At 64.4% G+C, this 15,425-nt stretch carries 17 protein-coding genes; 8 read left to right on the plus strand and 9 right to left on the minus strand.

What is annotated here, in order from left to right; genetic code table 11:
- The 5 genes from M2339_RS03430 to M2339_RS03450 all read right to left on the minus strand — a co-directional run bounded on the left by M2339_RS03430 (position 1) and on the right by M2339_RS03450 (position 4,270).
- Entirely contained in the window at positions 1-807 is an 807-nt protein-coding gene (locus M2339_RS03430) for an amidohydrolase family protein (protein ID WP_264587501.1), read from the minus strand.
- Positions 808-887: 80 nt separating this feature from the next.
- Complete coding sequence (locus M2339_RS03435; protein WP_264587500.1) at positions 888-2,294, minus strand: MFS transporter; 1,407 nt, start codon at positions 2,292-2,294, stop codon at positions 888-890.
- Positions 2,295-2,324: 30 nt separating this feature from the next.
- Positions 2,325-2,528 (minus strand): hypothetical protein, encoded by a 204-nt coding sequence (locus tag M2339_RS03440; RefSeq protein ID WP_181560124.1) that lies wholly within the window; start codon positions 2,526-2,528, stop codon positions 2,325-2,327.
- Between the two features lie 18 nt (positions 2,529-2,546).
- Entirely contained in the window at positions 2,547-2,996 is a 450-nt protein-coding gene (locus tag M2339_RS03445; protein ID WP_264585375.1) for a hypothetical protein, read from the minus strand.
- A gap of 38 nt (positions 2,997-3,034) precedes the next feature.
- Positions 3,035-4,270, minus strand: coding sequence for an acyl-CoA dehydrogenase family protein (locus tag M2339_RS03450; protein WP_264587499.1), 1,236 nt, complete (start codon positions 4,268-4,270; stop codon positions 3,035-3,037).
- A 198-nt stretch (positions 4,271-4,468) separates the two neighbouring features.
- Here M2339_RS03450 and M2339_RS03455 point away from each other — a divergent pair, with 198 nt between their 5' ends.
- Entirely contained in the window at positions 4,469-5,461 is a 993-nt protein-coding gene (locus tag M2339_RS03455) for a protocatechuate 3,4-dioxygenase (protein ID WP_264587498.1), read from the plus strand.
- A gap of 36 nt (positions 5,462-5,497) precedes the next feature.
- Here M2339_RS03455 and M2339_RS03460 read toward each other — a convergent pair whose 3' ends face one another.
- A complete protein-coding gene (locus tag M2339_RS03460; protein ID WP_264587497.1) occupies positions 5,498-6,091 on the minus strand; it encodes a hypothetical protein in 594 nt (197 codons plus the stop codon).
- A gap of 54 nt (positions 6,092-6,145) precedes the next feature.
- Positions 6,146-6,439 carry a hypothetical protein gene (locus tag M2339_RS03465; RefSeq protein ID WP_181560119.1) on the minus strand — a complete coding sequence of 98 codons (294 nt, stop codon included), beginning with the start codon at positions 6,437-6,439 and terminating at the stop codon, positions 6,146-6,148.
- Positions 6,440-6,574: 135 nt separating this feature from the next.
- On the opposite strand from M2339_RS03465, the gene M2339_RS03470 reads away from it, so the two are divergent.
- Positions 6,575-7,837, plus strand: a complete 1,263-nt coding sequence (locus M2339_RS03470; RefSeq protein WP_264587496.1) for an aromatic ring-hydroxylating dioxygenase subunit alpha — start codon at positions 6,575-6,577, stop codon at positions 7,835-7,837.
- Positions 7,837-8,127: a YciI family protein gene (locus tag M2339_RS03475; protein ID WP_264587495.1), complete on the plus strand. Its 291-nt coding sequence runs from the start codon at positions 7,837-7,839 to the stop codon at positions 8,125-8,127. Before M2339_RS03470 ends, M2339_RS03475 begins: the two co-directional genes overlap by 1 nt.
- Before the next feature lie 14 nt (positions 8,128-8,141).
- Here the strand turns inward: M2339_RS03475 and M2339_RS03480 are convergent, their stop codons facing one another.
- Entirely contained in the window at positions 8,142-9,029 is an 888-nt protein-coding gene (locus M2339_RS03480; protein WP_264587494.1) for an MBL fold metallo-hydrolase, read from the minus strand.
- Positions 9,030-9,135: 106 nt separating this feature from the next.
- Here M2339_RS03480 and M2339_RS03485 point away from each other — a divergent pair, with 106 nt between their 5' ends.
- Together M2339_RS03485 and M2339_RS03490 are read left to right on the plus strand one after the other, a co-directional pair.
- Positions 9,136-9,615, plus strand: a complete 480-nt coding sequence (locus M2339_RS03485; protein WP_264575466.1) for a hypothetical protein — start codon at positions 9,136-9,138, stop codon at positions 9,613-9,615.
- Complete coding sequence (locus M2339_RS03490; RefSeq protein WP_264575467.1) at positions 9,612-9,755, plus strand: hypothetical protein; 144 nt, start codon at positions 9,612-9,614, stop codon at positions 9,753-9,755. The genes M2339_RS03485 and M2339_RS03490 overlap by 4 nt, the downstream gene beginning before the upstream one ends.
- 8 nt (positions 9,756-9,763) lie before the next feature.
- On the opposite strand, the gene M2339_RS03495 is transcribed toward M2339_RS03490, so the two are convergent.
- Entirely contained in the window at positions 9,764-11,089 is a 1,326-nt protein-coding gene (locus M2339_RS03495) for a sugar porter family MFS transporter (RefSeq protein ID WP_264587493.1), read from the minus strand.
- 133 nt (positions 11,090-11,222) lie between these two features.
- Here M2339_RS03495 and M2339_RS03500 point away from each other — a divergent pair, with 133 nt between their 5' ends.
- Genes M2339_RS03500 through M2339_RS03510 form a run of 3 tightly spaced genes read left to right on the plus strand, consistent with a single transcriptional unit; the run spans position 11,223 to position 15,403 of the window.
- Positions 11,223-12,128 (plus strand): dienelactone hydrolase family protein, encoded by a 906-nt coding sequence (locus tag M2339_RS03500; RefSeq protein WP_264587492.1) that lies wholly within the window; start codon positions 11,223-11,225, stop codon positions 12,126-12,128.
- A gap of 49 nt (positions 12,129-12,177) precedes the next feature.
- Positions 12,178-13,701 carry a carboxylesterase/lipase family protein gene (locus M2339_RS03505; protein WP_264606154.1) on the plus strand — a complete coding sequence of 508 codons (1,524 nt, stop codon included), beginning with the start codon at positions 12,178-12,180 and terminating at the stop codon, positions 13,699-13,701.
- A gap of 28 nt (positions 13,702-13,729) precedes the next feature.
- Positions 13,730-15,403 carry a tannase/feruloyl esterase family alpha/beta hydrolase gene (locus M2339_RS03510; protein ID WP_264587490.1) on the plus strand — a complete coding sequence of 558 codons (1,674 nt, stop codon included), beginning with the start codon at positions 13,730-13,732 and terminating at the stop codon, positions 15,401-15,403.
- Positions 15,404-15,425: the final 22 nt, after the last annotated feature.

Consider the following 15,425-nt stretch of genomic DNA (forward strand, 5'->3'; position numbering starts at 1 on the left):
TCAAGCCTTGCGCTGGAAGAATATTCTGCCGGCATTGCCACCGAAGATTGCCGCGACGCTGGCGGGGCGGTGCTGCTCGAACACATCGCGCGTCCAGCCGAGCGCATTGGCATAGCCCTCGCGCGAGGAGACGACGGGGAAGTCGCTGCCCCACATCAGCCGGTCTGGCCCGAAGGCATCGAGCAGCTCGATCAGCGGTGCGCTGCCTGCCGGGTCGAGCACAGGCCCGGATGCAGGCAGAGGCTGACCGACGGGTCGGGCAATCAACTGCCCCAGCGCGGGGATCTTGACCGTGATATTGGGGAAGCGCGCGAGCGCGAGCAGTGCCGTCCAGGTCTCGGGCTTACGGTCGCAGTCGGGTCTGACCCATCCCGCCAGATGCTCCAGCACGATGGGCAAGGTCGGGACGCTGCCGACGAGATCGGCGAACGCGGCGGATGCAAACTGGGTGCTCGGCCCGCCGCAACTGATGACAAGGCCGTGCCGCTCAGAAGTCCGCCAGATGGCGAGCGGGTCGTCACCCGGGCTGCGGGCATCAGGGCGTAAGCGCAGGCCAGCCATGCCGTCATCAGCTAGCGCACCGAGCTGGTTCGCCGCGTCAGGCGCAGCCGGATCGATGGCGCCGACGCTGACGAAGCGATCCGGATAGCGCGCAACGCAATCGCGCTGATAGCGATTGTCGAATTGTCCCAGGATCTGCGTCAGCACCGCCTGCGCGACATTGTGGCGGTCCATCTGGAAGAGCAGGGTTTCGAGCGGCTCGAACCACAGGGGCGAGACGTGGCAATGGGCGTCAATCAGGAGCACGGCATATCCTCACAAGCTGTCATCGCCGCGGGTTGGCCGATATCGTTAGCGTAAAATGTTAGGCGATTCTAGCCGTCGGCTTAGTCCTCATCCCGCACGGCGAGCTGGCTCAAATGGCGCGGGATGCGCCGGCGCATGAGCAGGGTCGCGACGAGCCCGATCAGCGCCACGGCCAGCATGGCGCCCCGATACTCCATCAGCCCCGGCTCGGCATGGCCGGCAAATTGCGTCAGGAGCCCGAGCAGCAGCGCCGTGAGCGAGACCGCCAGCGCCGCAAACAATTGCATGGAAATGCTGGCGAGCACATTGCCCTGCGTCATCGTGTCCTTGTCCAGACTGACATAGGTGAGCGAGGTCATGCCGGTGAACAGCACCGAGCGGGCCAGTCCGGCGACGAGCAGCGCCACGAAGATCAGGGCAGCAAGCCACGGCCCCTGATCGGCCAGGGCGACCACGGCGATCGCGGCCAGCCCTGCAAAGCTCGAAAGCATCACCGGTCCCGAGAAGCCGAAACGGTCGAACAAGGGGCGAATGAAGAGCTTGGCCAGCAGGTCGCCGCCATTGAGCGCCATGAGCATGACGCCGGCCAGAATGGGCGTGAAGCCATAGGCCATCTGGAACATGAGCGGCAGGCCGAAGAGCATCGCGCGCGCCGGGATGCGGACGATGGCGCCCGCGCCGATCACCGTCGTGCGGAAGCTTGGGTCCTTGAGGGCATCGAGCTTCAGCACCGGGTCCGGATGGGTGCGAATATGCTTCAGCCCGGCGAGGCACAGGACCGTGCCGACCGCGAGCAATATCCACGGCAATGGGCGACCCACGCCGCTGGCCAGCCGGTCGAACCCGGTGAGCAGGCAGACGAGCGACCCGCCCAACAGTGCGGCGCCGACCATGTCCAATCGTCTGGAGGCATCGGGCGCGCTGGGCGGGATGGTGCGCCATGCCGCGAGTAGAAGAGCAATGGTGACGGGGATGTTCAGCAGGAAGATGAACTCCCAGCGCGCATATTGCACGATGAACCCGCCAATCGATGGGCCAAGCGTCGGCGCGATGAGCATGGGCATCGCCACGATCGCCATGGCATCCACCAGCTCCTCCTTGCTGGTCTGCCGTAACAGCAGCAGCCGGGCCACGGGGGTCATCAGCGAGGCCGTCGCGCCCTGCAGGGCGCGCGCAGCAATGAACGGCCAGAAGGAGGGCGCGGCGGCACAGCAGATCGAGAAGAAGGCAAAGCCCGCCGTCGCGATCATGAACACGGTCTTCGGGCCAAAGCGCTCGGCCGCCCATCCGCTGATCGGCAGCAGCGCGATCTGCATGGTGAGGTAGATGGTGATGGCGAGGCTGAGCTCGATCGCGGGCAGGCCAAAGTCGGTGGAAATCTGCGGGATCGCGACTGCCAGCACGGACGCATCGAGCTGGACCATGAACATGGCGGTCGACGCAATGAGGATCGCGCCGCGACTCTTCAGGGACAGAAACCGCTTCAAGCCCGGTCTGTCCGCTCGCGCAGTGGCCGGCTAGCCGATGGCGTCTTCGTCTGTTTCTTGAGGAATGAACTCATGGGGGCGTTGCCGTGCGGCGGCCTTTCGGCTGAGGAACAGGGTGATCAATATGCCCATAATGCCGAAGAGCGCGCCGACCATCTCAAAATTCGTCATTTCGAGCGGATTGAGACTCATCATGTCGACCTGGCCGTCGAGTTTGAAGCTGAAGTTCGCCATTGGCCTGTCGATCCTTGCCTAAAGTGCCCGCATCAGCCGGGACGGCCGCTTCCAGATCGGCTGCGGCGCGGTCTTCGCCTTGAGCAGCGGCAGGAAGTAATTGGCATAAGCCGCGAGCAGAATGAGGTGCATGACCAGATTGCGCGTCACCGAGAGCTGGATGTGGGGCAGGGGCACCCACGGTACATTGGTGAGGAAGATCATCAGCGTCACCGGCATCAGAAGCGTCAGCGCAAGCGGCACGAAGCGATTGAGCAGCAGGCAGGCGCCGGCGGTCAGCTCGATGATCTTGGCATAGGTGAACAGGTTGAGATCGGTGGCGGCGAGCACGAACTCATTGCCGGCCGCCGCGCCCATTTTGGGCTGGGGCCAGAAGAGGATGAAGTAGTTGAGGCCGGAAACGAGGTTGAAGCCGCCGAGATAATAGCGGCAGAACACCACGCCGTATTTTTCGATCACGCCCCTCATGCCGCGTCCTCCCCTGACTTCCGTCCGCCCCTCGTGACTCACTTCCCCTTGGGAATGGCGAAAGCCCCGGCCTTGAGTCCGGCGGCGGCGCGGCCATAGCCGGTCATCGCCCGGTCCCAGGTGAAGGCGAAGTGCTGCGCGCCGGAGTTCATGTCGCGGAACAGGCGCTGCATGGCGCTGCCATCATAGATGGCGCTGCCGCCCGATGCCTCGAAGATCCGGTTCGCGGCATGGCGTGCGCGCTGCACGCCCCACGCCCAGTTGCGCGAGATTTGCGCGCCCAGAAGCGGTGTGATCTCGGCGGGATCGCGGGCCTCATCGACCATGCGGGCGTCCTCCAAGATCAGCGCGAGGGCAGCGTCGACCTCGGCGCCAATCTCCGCGATACGCGCGAAGGTGGCGGATTGCTCGGCGACTTCCAACGGATCGGCGCCGTCCAGACGCTTGCCGATATCCGCAGCAAAGCGCTGCACCATGCCCCGCGCCATGCCGAGTGGCGCGCCGACGATGGAGAAGGGCGCGATATTGGAGAAGGGCATGCGGTAGACCGCACCCTCATGCACCCGCGCACCTGGGGTGGAACCGGCCAGCATGTCGGCCAGGCTGCAACTGCGATGGGCAGGGATGAAGGCGCTGTCGATCTTGATCGAGCGGCTGCCGGTCGCGCGCATGCCCATGGTGAACCAGTCGTCGACGATTTCGATCTCGGACTTGGGCAGCACGAAGAAGCGCGGCTCCATGCGGCCATCGGTCTTCTTCACGGCATTGCCGATGATCACCCAGCTTGCATAATCGATGCCGGAGCAAAAGCGCCCGGCGCCGCCGGTCAGCCGGTAGCCGCCATTTTCTTCCACGACCTCGCCACCGAGGCGGAAGACGGTGCCGATAAGCGTGGTGGGATCGTCCATCACCTCGCGCTGCGCCTGCTCGGGGAAGAGGTTGATGAGCCAGCTATGCCCGGCCAGTACGCCGAAAATCCACGCCGCCGAGCCTGACATAGTGCCGATCTCCGCCGTGACGCGCACGAGATCGGCAAAGCCCAGCTCCGATCCGCCAAGGTTGCGCGGCATGACGATGCCGAACAGGCCCGTCTGGCGAATGGCATCGACCACATGCGGGGAGAGGCGCCGAGCGCTCTCCGACTCGGCATCCGCCGCCGCGATCTGCGGGAGCAGCGCCCGAATGCGCGCAATCGCATCCGCACTGGATTCGACGACCGGGTAACGGCCCGCAATATCCAACGTCGCAACGTCCGCGTTTGCCTGGCTCGCCATGTTCGTCATCCTTCCTCCATTGCGTTCATCTTCGGGGCTTCCGTCGGCTCATTGAGCGCCGCAGCCCCTTCTGCCCGCGATTGACCCGCGATGCAGGATTGTTATACAAACAGGTATCCGATAATGAAGCGGACATCAACACCCCACGTTGCCCGTCCGTGCAACGACCACAAAAGAGCATCGGCAGGAGAGCAGAGCATGGCAGAGATCGTTCTTGGTATCGGCACGAGCCATGGCCCGATGCTGGTCACCGAAACCGAGAGCTGGGGCCTGCGCGTTCCTGCCGACAAGGCCAACAAGCATGCGTGGAAGGGCGGCACCTGGACCTTCGATGAGCTAGTGGAAGCACGGGCCGGGGAGCGGCTCGGCGAGCAGACCGTCAAATCCGTGTGGGACGAGCGGCAGGCGCGCTGCCAGCAGAATATCGAGGCGCTGGCCGACCTGTTCGAGGAGGCGCGGGTGGACGTGGCCGTGATCGTCGGCAACGATCAGGACGAGATCTTTCGCAAGACGCTCAACCCCGCCTTCGCGGTGCATTATGGCGACACGATCACCAATTACGAGTTCACGCCGGAGCGGCTGAGCGAACTGCCGCCGGGCATTGCGCCATCGCTCAAGGGTTATATTCCCGCTGGCGGCGCGGATTATCCGGGCTGCCCGGACCTGGCGCTCAAGATCATCGAGCACGCAATGGCGGACGAGTTCGATGTCGCGGCGATGTCTGCCATGCCGCGACCGGAGGCGCCCCACGCCTGGGGCTTCGTCTATCGCCGCATCATGCGCGACCGGCCCTGCCCGAGCGTGATGGTGACGGTGAACACCTTCTTCCCACCCAACCAGCCGAGCGTGCGGCGCTGCTACAAGTTCGGCCAGTCCCTGCTGGAAGCGATCCGCGGTTGGGACAGCGACAAGCGCGTTGCGCTGATCGCCAGTGGCGGGCTGACCCATTTCGTCATTGACGAAACGGTGGACAAGACGTTTCTCAACGCACTGGAAAGCAAGAATTTTGATCCGGTCTTCAACATGGGCGAAGAGACGTTCCGTGACGGCACGTCCGAGATGAAGAACTGGGTGCCGGTGGCCGGCGCGATGGCGCAGCTTGGGCTGGAGGGCCATGTGCTCGATTATGTGCCCTGCTATCGCAGCGAGGCCGGGACGGGCAATGCGATGGGGTTCGTTTACTGGAAGTAATCCCGGGCGAGGGTGGCAGGCGCCGCCCGCCTAGCCTCAGTGCGTCCAGTCGAGCGTCAGGCTCTGGAAATGCCAGCGCAATTGCGCGGGCGTCGCGCCATCCACATCATTGACCCGCCGCAGCACGGCTTCGCCTTCCATGCGCACTGGTCGCCCATCGCGATCCTTGCCGGTGATCGTGACGGGGGCCGTGTAGTAGCTGGAGCCTGCCGCCCCCTCCATCGTGCCGTCCGGCATTGCGACCATGATATTGGAGAGGTCGGCAAAGAGTGCCGCGAACGCGCTCTTACTCCACTTTTCCTTGTCTGCCGGCGCGAGCAACGCCCAGGCCTGATCGAACGCGCGCTGCTCGATCGCGCGCGCGAAGGAGATCAGCACGTTGCGCGCACCTTTCACGGTGCGTTCCGCTTCCGGTGTCAGCATCGGCGGGGTGAAGTCGGGCGCGGCGGCGCGGTTGCTGGCCGCACCTGCTTCGTCGGCGGCCGGAGGCTCGGTTGGACCTTCCGCGTTGATCGCTGCCGGACTGGCCGCGTTGGACGGATCGATGGTCTGATTTTCTCCCGTCGGCGCACCGCCGCAGGCAGCGAGCGAGAAGGTGGGAATCAGCAGAATGAGTTTAGCGCTGTTCATGGCCAAAGAACCCGCAAGGCCAGCTGGCCGTTCCCGGCCTGGCGGTGCGGCGTTCTACCGCAGCAACGCCTCGCGCAACACTTCCGCGGCTTCGCGCGGGCGGTCTTCCATGCCGACCAGATCATGGGCGCGGTGGACCAGATCGCGCAGATGATGAAGCTGCTCGGAATCATAATGCGTGTCGCCGCCGGCCTTGAGGGCGATGTCGATCAGCCGCCAGAGTTCGTCCAGCTCGCTCTCGCGGTAGATGCATTGTTCGGCGCCACTGCTGCGCTGTAGCCGGTCGGCCAGCGTCTGGATCGTCAGGTCCGAGAAGTTCTCCACCGGCAGAATATCGTCCAGGTCCACGCAGTATCTCCAGCTCAGTGCGGCGGCTGCTCCGCCTTATCGGGCCGGCGCGCATGCCGGCAACTTTTGGGTAGTGACTTTTCGGGCGAGCCACGATATTTATATCTTATTGTCTAACAATGTCAGGTGCGTCAAATGCTCTCTCACGAAGATAACGAGCTGCTTTGCAGGATCGGTCCCGGCACGCCGATGGGCGAGTTGATGCGCCGCTTCTGGATGCCGGCCCTGCTGACTCAGGAGTTGCAGGCAGACGGCAAGCCGGTGCGCATCAAGCTGCTCGGCGAAGAGCTGGTCGCCTTCATGGATAGCGAGGGGCGGATCGGCCTGCTGGATGAGCATTGCCCGCATCGCGGCAGCTCGCTGGCGCTGGGCGTGAACGGTGAGTGCGGCCTGCGCTGCCTGTTCCATGGCTGGAAGTTCGATGTGACCGGCCAGTGCGTCGATACGCCGGCCGAGCCGGAAAATTCCAAGCTGGCCAAGGCAATGCGGGTCAAGGCCTATCCCACGCGCGTCGCGGGCGGCATGGTGTGGACCTATATGGGGCCGAAGGAGAAGGAGCCGGTCTTCCCGCACTTCCCCTGGTTCGATATGCCGCCGGGCAGCTGCGAGGCCTTCAAGGTCATCTATGAGTGCAACTACGCGCAAGCGCTGGAAGGCGCGGTCGACAGCTCGCATGCGGGCATCCTGCACCGCGACAGCGCCTGGGATCAGCCGGCGAAATGGCCGCACGAGAAGGATCTGCGGCCCAAGCTCGAGATCGAATATACCCGCTACGGCATGCGCTATTGCGCCGTCCGCAACGATGGCGAGCAGAAGCAGGGCCGCATGACGCAGGTGCCGCTGCCCTTCTACACCTTCATTCCGCCCGATGGCCCCAAGGCGCCGGAATTCCGTCGCAATCGCCGGCTGGTCAATGCCTTCGTGCCGCGTGACGACTACACGACCTGGCACATCCAGTTCTTCTACGATCCCGGCCAGACCATCGACCGCGAACACCGCATGGGTGAGGCGAACACGCCGCATGACGAACAGTTCTTCAAGACCAACGGCATGTCGGTCTGGTACAATCAGGATCGCGAGATGATGCGCAACCAGAACATGTCCGGCATCATAGGCGTGGCGTTGCAGGATCACGCGGTCAGTGAGACGATGGGCAAGATCGCCGACCGCTCGAAAGAGCATCTCGGGCGCTCGGACATGGCTGTCGTGGCATTCCGGCGCATGATGCTGAAGGCGGCGCGGCGGCTGGCAGAGACCGGCGAGATGCCCGAGGCTGATCAGGGGCAGTTCGATTGGGGCCAGATCACGGCCGAGACGTTCAACTTCGAGCCGACGCAGAAGTGGCAGGATATCCAGCCGCTCGGCGATGATCTCCAGCCGGTGGGCGCAGCAGCTTGATGGCGCATTTTCTGGTCGAGTATCGCGAGGTTGGCGCTGCCAAGCTTCGCGAGGCCAAGCGGCCCGAGCATATCGCCTATCGCAAGGGGTTCGGGCCAGCCATGCCGCTGACCGGCCCCTTGCTGGACGAGGATGACCGCCCCATCGGCAGCGTCGTCATCATTGAGGCTGCCGATCTCGACGCGGCGCAGGCGGCGGCGCAGGCTGATCCCTATGTCGCGGCGGGCGTGCTGGACCTGGTCTCGGTCCGGCGGTTCCGGATTGCCGCGATGAAACCGCCGGCTGCCTAGGCGGGGCAGGCGGATCAGCCGACGAAATCGTAGCGATAGGCGTCGCCATCACTGCGAACATGACCGACGGAGTTGCCCCTGAAATGCGCGGGGCAGCATAATGTATCGGTATCCGCCAACCCTGCGAGCAGCGACTGGCGCACCTGCGCGGCGGCATCGCCATCGTCATCGAACATCAGCGGCAGGTCGGGCCGCAGGAGCTGGACAGGGTGGTGGATCACATCGCCCCAGAATGTCGCCGCCGCGCCGCCGCCCTGCGCGTGGACAAGGCAACTGCCCGGCGAGTGGCCATAGGCGGGCTCCAGCCACACGCCATCGCCAATCTCCTTGAACGCCGCGCGCGGATCGTCGGTATCGACGATATCGGCCAGCCCGGCTTCCACCACCGGCAGGACCGAATCCTCATAGGCTTCGCGATGCGGCGATATATCCTGCTGGGTGGACCAATGATCATAATCGCGCTTGCCGAAGATGTAGCGCGCATTGGGGAAGGTCGGCACCCAGCGGCCATTCTCCAGCCGGGTGTTCCAGCCGACATGATCCATGTGGAGATGGGTGCAGAGCACCATGTGAATATCCTGCGGGCGCAGGCCGAGCTTCGCCAGATTCTCGAGATAGGGCGTGTCGAGCATGTGGATGTCGGGCACGCTACGCGCCTTGCAATTGCCATTGCAGCTATCGATCAGGATGTTCTGGCCATCGAGCTGGACGACGAAGCTGTGCATGCTGAGCGTGACGAGGGAGGTCGCCGGGTCGCCGGTCAGGCTGTCATCGCGATACCATTGGGCAAGGCCGGCGAGATCATCCGCCGTCACCTGCGGAAAGATCATCGCGAGCGGCATGGCCGACTCCATTTCCATGACACGACTGATCGTCATCCGGCCCAGAGTCTGCGGCGTCATGAGAAATCCTAATACATGATTGCCTAGCAATTCATGCGCGTTACAAGGGCGCTGTCAACTCGAATCGGCGCAATTCGGGTGGGGTCGCGGAGCGGGAGAAGACAGTATGTTCAAGCCAATGGTGGTTTCTGCCCGGATGCTGCTCGGCATCTTCAGCCTGCTGAGCGGTCTCAACTGGTTCTTTGGGTTCATGCCGCTACCGAGCATATACATGCCGCTCGATGCACCGATGAAACATGTGGTCATCACCGAGATGATCCGGACCGGCTGGATGTTCCAGATGGCCAAGGTGGTCGAAATCCTGCTGGGCCTGTCGCTGGTTTTCAACCGGGGCGTCCCGCTGATGCTGGTGGTCGCCTTCCCGGTGATTTTCGGCACCTTCATGCTCGATGCCCTGATCCTCGATGATATCTGGGGCTGGATAAAGGGCACGGTGACCAATGCGCAGGTGCTCGCCGCCATCGGCGACATGATCATCGGCGGCCTGTGCGTGCTGCTGATCCATCTGTGGCTGATCTGGTGCTACCTCGATTATTATCGTCCCATGCTTGCCTGGAAAGCGACACCGAAGGAGGCCGGGCTATGACCGTGCAGACCACATCGCCCCGCGAGGTCCGGTCCAAGAGCCGGCGCTGGCTGCGGATCGCCTTCTATGCGTTCGGCTGGTTCGCCATCGCGCTGCAGGCCTATAATTTCTACCTGTTTGTCGGCCTGATCGGGAAGTAGCCCGGCGGTCAGGGCCGGGCGGGCTCGCTCGCCAGATCCGCCGATAGCTCCTCCAGCGAGCGGCCGCGCGTCTCGACCATCATGAACAGGGTGAAGAGCAACTGCAGCACCATCATGAAGGCGAAGAAGCCGAAGATCCATACCGGCGCGACGCTGGCGAGCACGGCGGGCATGATGAGGGTGAGGGCGGCGGCGAGCACCCAATGCGTGCCGGTGCCGAGCGCCTGACCCGTGGCGCGGGCATTGTTCGGGAAGATTTCCGAGATGTAGACCCAGATGATCGCGCCCTGGCCGATGGCATGGGCGGCGATGAACAGGAAGATGAAGACCGGCACCAGCGTATAATGCGCGCTCGCAAAGCCATAAGCGACCATGGCCAGCGAGACGATGTAGCCGACCGAGCCGATCAGCATCAGCTTCCGGCGCCCGGCACTGTCGATCAACGCCATGCCGACGAGCGTGAAGACCAGATTTACTACGCCGACGCCTACCGTGGCGTATAGCGTGGCGCTCGCCTCCGCGCCGGTCAGGCCGAAGATGCGGGGTGCATAATAGATGATCGCGTTGATGCCGGAGAGCTGGTTGAAGAAGGCGACCAGGAAGGCGAGCATGATCGGGCGGCGCAGATGCCCGTCGAAGAAGCGGCGCAGCGTCATCCGGCTTTCGCCAGCGGGGTCGGCTGTGGCGCGGATCGCCTCGATATCGCCGCCGGCCATGGTCAGCACGCGCCGCGCCTCGGCTTCATTGCCCTTGTGCAGCAGCAGCCAGCGCGGGCTCTCCGGCAGCACGACGGTGGCGAGGAGGAAGAGCGCAGCGGGGATGGCCGGGATGGCGAGCATGATCCGCCAATCGGCCGCATCCATGCCGCTGATGAGGGCATTGGAGACATAGGCGATGAGAATGCCCAGCACGATCATGGTCTGGAACAGGATACCGAGCCGGCCGCGCCAGGCCGGCGGGGCAATCTCCGAGATATAAGCGGGCGCGGCGATCGAGGAAGCGCCGATGGCGAGGCCGCCGATGATGCGGAAGGCCATGAACGACCACGGGTCCCACGCCAGCGCCGATCCGATGGCGGAGACCAGATAGAGGATGCCGATCCAGATCAGTGTCGGTTTGCGGCCATAGCGATCGCTGGGGATCGCGCCGAACAGGGCGCCGACCACCGTCCCCCACAAGGCAGAGGATATGGCGAGCCCGTGCATCGCGCTGCCCATCGACCATGTGCGCTGAATGGCCATTTCCGCGCCTGAAATCACTGCGGTGTCGAAACCGAACAGCAGGCCGGCCAGCGCCGCCGTGAAGGCCCAGAGCGAAATCGAGCGATTGGGCATAGGGCGTCTCCTGTCCGGTCAGCGGTCGGTCAATTTATCCAGAAGAACGCTGGTGCCGATCTCGCTTTGTTATACGATCATGAATAAAGATGATTCGCAATGGATTGCAAGATGAGGATTGAGGAGAGCGATGATGCCCCGATTTCACAGGCCTGACGCCAAGCTAGCTGCGCGGTTTTCCGGGGGCAAGGCGCTTTTCGCGCTCGGGGCTCTGGGCCTGCTGCTGGCCGGGTGCAACGGGGCTGCGCCAGACACGCAGAACAATTCGGCCGCGGCGAGTGCGAGCCCGGTACAGACGGGCGACCTCAAGCTCACTTACGCCATGCCGCAGGCCAAGGGTGAGGAGATCGCGTACCGGGTCTTTCTGCCATCAAACTGGCGCGCAGACCGGCACTGGCCGATGGTGCTCATCCTGCATGGCTATGGCAGCACGGCTGATGGCCCCTTTGACGATGCCGGGGGTGCGCTTCAGCGGGAGGCGGAAAAGCATGGCTTCGTGGTGGTCTCGCCCAATGGCTATAATGGCATGGCCGATTATGGCGCCAATCTCCCGCTCCCCTCGGCGCTGCCCGACATGGGGAAGAAAGCGACGATGACGCCAGAGCAGCAATCCGCGCTGGCTGAGGCGGATGTGCGCAACGTGCTGGCCAAGACCATGGCGGATTATAATATTGATCCGCGCCGCGTGTATCTGATGGGCAATTCCATGGGCATGACCGGCGTGCTGCATTTCGCGCAGACCGATCCGCAGCTTTGGTGCGCCATCTCGGCGAGCGGCGGGCCGCCCTGGCCGGATTATCCGGTCGAGCAGTTGAAGCCCATTTCCAGCGTGCTGCTGGTGCATGGGGGCAAGGATGATCGCGCGAACGCATCCGACACGCAGACGCTGACGGAGCGCCTGAAAGCTGCCGGCATCGACGCGCGTATGGAACTGATCCCCGAGGGCACGCATGGCGATGCCTGGGTGCGCTATCTGCCGCAGACGCTCGACTTCTTCGCCACCCATGATTGCGCGAGCGGGGGCCGCGCCAATGGTTGATTGCATGAGGAAGATCGCCGGGAGAGGCCGCTTGCTGGCAGCCCTGACGATGGCAGCTACGCTCGTGGCAGCGCCCGCTTCAGCTCAGGCGCAGGGGGCCCCGGCAGAGGCACCGCGCGCCGCGACGACCTATGGTCCCGTTGTCGGTACGCGCGATGATGACGTGCTAGTGTTCAAGGGCGTGCCCTATGCAGCCGCGCCGACCGGCGAGCTGCGCTGGCGGCCGCCTGCAGCGCCGGCGGGCTGGACCCGACCCCGGCAGGCGACGACCTTTGCGCCAGCCTGCCCCGGTGGGCTGCCGGCGCGCAAGGATACGTCCGAGGATTGCCTTTATCTCAATGTCTGGACGCCGCAGATGGGCGCGCAGGCCAAGCGCCCCGTGATGGTGTGGATCTATGGCGGCGGCTTTCGCGGTGGATCGACTGCGCTACCGATCTTCGACGGGCGCGCGCTGGCGCAGCAGGGCGTGGTGCTGGTGAGCTTCGGCTACCGGGTGGGCGCGCTCGGCTTCCTCGCCACGCCGGAGCTGAGCGCGGAATCACCGCAGGGCGCTTCGGGCAATTACGGGGTTCTCGATGCCGTTGCCGCGCTGCGCTGGGTGCAGGAGAATATCGCCGCCTTCGGGGGCGATCCGCAGAATGTGACGGTGTTCGGCCAGTCTTCCGGCTCCGAAACAGTGAACATCCTCACCGCCTCGCCGCTCGCCAGGGGGCTGTTCGCCAAGGCCATCGGCGAATCCGGCTCGTCCTTCGGCGTGCGCGCGGCCTTGCCGCTGCGGGAGGCCGAGGCCCTGGGCAAAGCGTTCATGGCAGAACGCAGCGTGACCAGCCTCGCCGCCTTGCGCAAGCTGCCCACGGACAAGCTGCTGATCCGCGACGACCAGAAATATGAGCCCAATGTCGATGGCTGGCTGCTGCCCCGCAGCGTGCGCGAGATTTATCTGGCCGGGGCGCAGAATGATGTGCCGATGATTATTGGTGGCACCACGCAGGAATTCGGGCGCCCGCCGGAGATCAGCCGGGAGGCGTTGAATGCCGGCCTGCAGGCCGAATATGGTCCGCTGGCACCGGCCATCGCCACCGCGATCGGTGCCGATGGGGAGGCCGATCCCACCGATGCCCGCTGGCGTCTGACCAATGTCGAATGGGGGAATTTCACTGCCGCGATGTGGTCTGGCCTGCAGACCAAGACCGGCCGGGCGCCTGTCTATCGCTATGTCTTCGATTATGCGCCGCCCCAGCCGGCCGGGCGCCCCCGCACGGCCCATCATGGCGCGGAGCTGGCCTATATCTTCGGCAATTATCAGCCCGCCGGGCGGGCGCTCGATGCCGAGGAGCAGATGATCCATCGGCTGCTGAGCGGATACTGGCTGAACTTCGCGCGCACCGGCAATCCCAATGGAGCCGGTCTGCCGCAATGGCCGGCTCATGGCGTGCCGGCCCATGTCGCGCTGCGCTTCGGCGCGGAGGGCGCGGCGCCAATCGGCGAGCGCGAGCCGGTACTGCTCGACCTCATCGACCGGCATTATCACGGCGAGAGCGGGGAAGCGGATCAGACCATAAAACCGCGCTGAACGCGAAGTATCGGAGAGGGAAGGGCTTATGCGGACAGGTTGGATCAAGGGGCTGGCACGACTCGCGGCGGGTGTGGTGCTCGCTTGTGTCAGCAGCGCCTCGCTTCAGTCCCAACCCGCGAAATCCCCGATGCCGCCGGTCCATTTCACGCCGCTGCCCGAGCGGCCGGTGGTGATGCCGGTCATGGCCTGCGACGCCTTGCCCGCCGAGGATCTGCTGACCATCGAGGGCGCGCCGGCGCGGATCAGCAGCGCAACGCTGGAGACGCGCGACAATGGCGTGGCCTTCTGCCGGATCAAGGGCATGATCGCACCGCAGATTCAGTTCGAGCTGCATCTGCCGACAAAAACCTACACCGGTCGCTACCTGCAGGGTGGCTGTGGCGGGGCCTGCGGCGTGATCTACCAGACGGTGTCGCCCTCCTGCGATAATCAGACGGCCTTCAGCGGCGCATTTGCCGTGAGCTTCAATAATAGCGGCCATGTCGGGCCGGACGCGCGCGATACGTTGTGGGCGGCTCATGCTCCGCAATTGCGGGCGGATTTCGCTTATCGGGCGGCGCATGTGACGGCGCGTGTCGCCAAGGAGATCATCGCCCGCTTCTATGGACGCAAGCCGGCTTACTCCTACTTCATGGGCTGCTCCAATGGCGGGCGCGAAGCCATGATGGAAGCGCAGCGCTATCCTGATGATTTCGATGGCATCATCGCGGGCGCGCCCGCTTTGTGGATCACGCCGGGCGTCGTCCGCATCATTCATGAGTCTCAGGTGGCCAGGAGCGCGGATGGCCAGCCCATTCTGACGCCGCAATCCACCCAATTGCTTCATCGGGCAGTGATGGCGGCATGCGACGGCCTTGATGGCCTCAAGGATGGCCAGATCGACAATCCCCGTCGCTGCCGGTTCGATCCGCGCACCCTCGTCTGCAAGCCGGGGCAGCGGACCGATTGCGTGACGGCGCAACAGGCCGAGACGATGAACCGGCTTTACGAAGGGCCGAGGGATGCACAGGGCCGGCCCTTGTTCTTTGGCGGCGAGCCTTACGGCTCCGAATTGCTGTGGACCGGGTCGGGCAGCTTCGTGGCCGATGGCTATCAACTGGCGGCGAACCAGATCAAGTTCATGATCTACAATGGCGAAACCCATCAGGATTTCGACTGGCGCACATGGAAGCCCGATGCGGCGGCCCTGGCCGACCTGATCGACAAGGGCGGCTATTATAATGCCAGCAATCCCGATCTCGCCGCATTCAAGGCGCGCGGTGGCAAGCTGATCATGTGGCAGGGCGAGGCGGACAATGCCGGGGGATCATGGCTGCTGCCGGACTACTATCAGCGCGTCCGGAACGCGATGGGCGGCTTTGCCGGGACCGATCCGTTCATGCGGGTCTACATGTTTCCCGGAGTCTATCACTGCGCTGGCGGCTATATCGGCTATCAGCACGACCTGCTCGGGCCGATGGTCAATTGGGTAGAGCGGGGCGCGGCGCCCGGTGCGGTGGAAGGCGCTGCCATTCTGGCGGATGGCACGATCCGCCGCCGTCCGACCTATCCGTTCCCGGTGCAGGCACGCTATACGGGCCGGGGGGACATCAACGCCGCCAGCAGCTTTGCGCCGGTGCCCATCGCCAAGGATCATGACGACCGGTTCGATTGGGTGGGCGCCGGCATGGAGGCTGGCTCCCCGCCGGCCCCCTACTGATATGCGGCGCAGAGGGGAGACC

The organism is Sphingobium sp. B2D3C, assembly GCF_025961835.1.
Taxonomy (GTDB): domain Bacteria; phylum Pseudomonadota; class Alphaproteobacteria; order Sphingomonadales; family Sphingomonadaceae; genus Sphingobium.

Excerpts from the sequence above, each read along its gene's own strand:
- M2339_RS03440 (WP_181560124.1), bottom strand. The coding sequence starts at position 2,528 with ATGGCGAACTTCAGCTTCAAACTCGACGGCCAGGTCGACATGATGAGT.
- M2339_RS03445 (WP_264585375.1), bottom strand. The coding sequence starts at position 2,996 with ATGAGGGGCGTGATCGAAAAATACGGCGTGGTGTTCTGCCGCTATTAT.
- M2339_RS03450 (WP_264587499.1), bottom strand. The coding sequence starts at position 4,270 with ATGGCGAGCCAGGCAAACGCGGACGTTGCGACGTTGGATATTGCGGGC.
- M2339_RS03455 (WP_264587498.1), top strand. The coding sequence starts at position 4,469 with ATGGCAGAGATCGTTCTTGGTATCGGCACGAGCCATGGCCCGATGCTG.
- M2339_RS03460 (WP_264587497.1), bottom strand. The coding sequence starts at position 6,091 with ATGAACAGCGCTAAACTCATTCTGCTGATTCCCACCTTCTCGCTCGCT.
- M2339_RS03470 (WP_264587496.1), top strand. The coding sequence starts at position 6,575 with ATGCTCTCTCACGAAGATAACGAGCTGCTTTGCAGGATCGGTCCCGGC.
- M2339_RS03475 (WP_264587495.1), top strand. The coding sequence starts at position 7,837 with ATGGCGCATTTTCTGGTCGAGTATCGCGAGGTTGGCGCTGCCAAGCTT.
- M2339_RS03480 (WP_264587494.1), bottom strand. The coding sequence starts at position 9,029 with ATGACGCCGCAGACTCTGGGCCGGATGACGATCAGTCGTGTCATGGAA.
- M2339_RS03485 (WP_264575466.1), top strand. The coding sequence starts at position 9,136 with ATGTTCAAGCCAATGGTGGTTTCTGCCCGGATGCTGCTCGGCATCTTC.
- M2339_RS03490 (WP_264575467.1), top strand. The coding sequence starts at position 9,612 with ATGACCGTGCAGACCACATCGCCCCGCGAGGTCCGGTCCAAGAGCCGG.
- M2339_RS03495 (WP_264587493.1), bottom strand. The coding sequence starts at position 11,089 with ATGCCCAATCGCTCGATTTCGCTCTGGGCCTTCACGGCGGCGCTGGCC.
- M2339_RS03500 (WP_264587492.1), top strand. The coding sequence starts at position 11,223 with ATGCCCCGATTTCACAGGCCTGACGCCAAGCTAGCTGCGCGGTTTTCC.
- M2339_RS03505 (WP_264606154.1), top strand. The coding sequence starts at position 12,178 with ATGGCAGCTACGCTCGTGGCAGCGCCCGCTTCAGCTCAGGCGCAGGGG.
- M2339_RS03510 (WP_264587490.1), top strand. The coding sequence starts at position 13,730 with ATGCGGACAGGTTGGATCAAGGGGCTGGCACGACTCGCGGCGGGTGTG.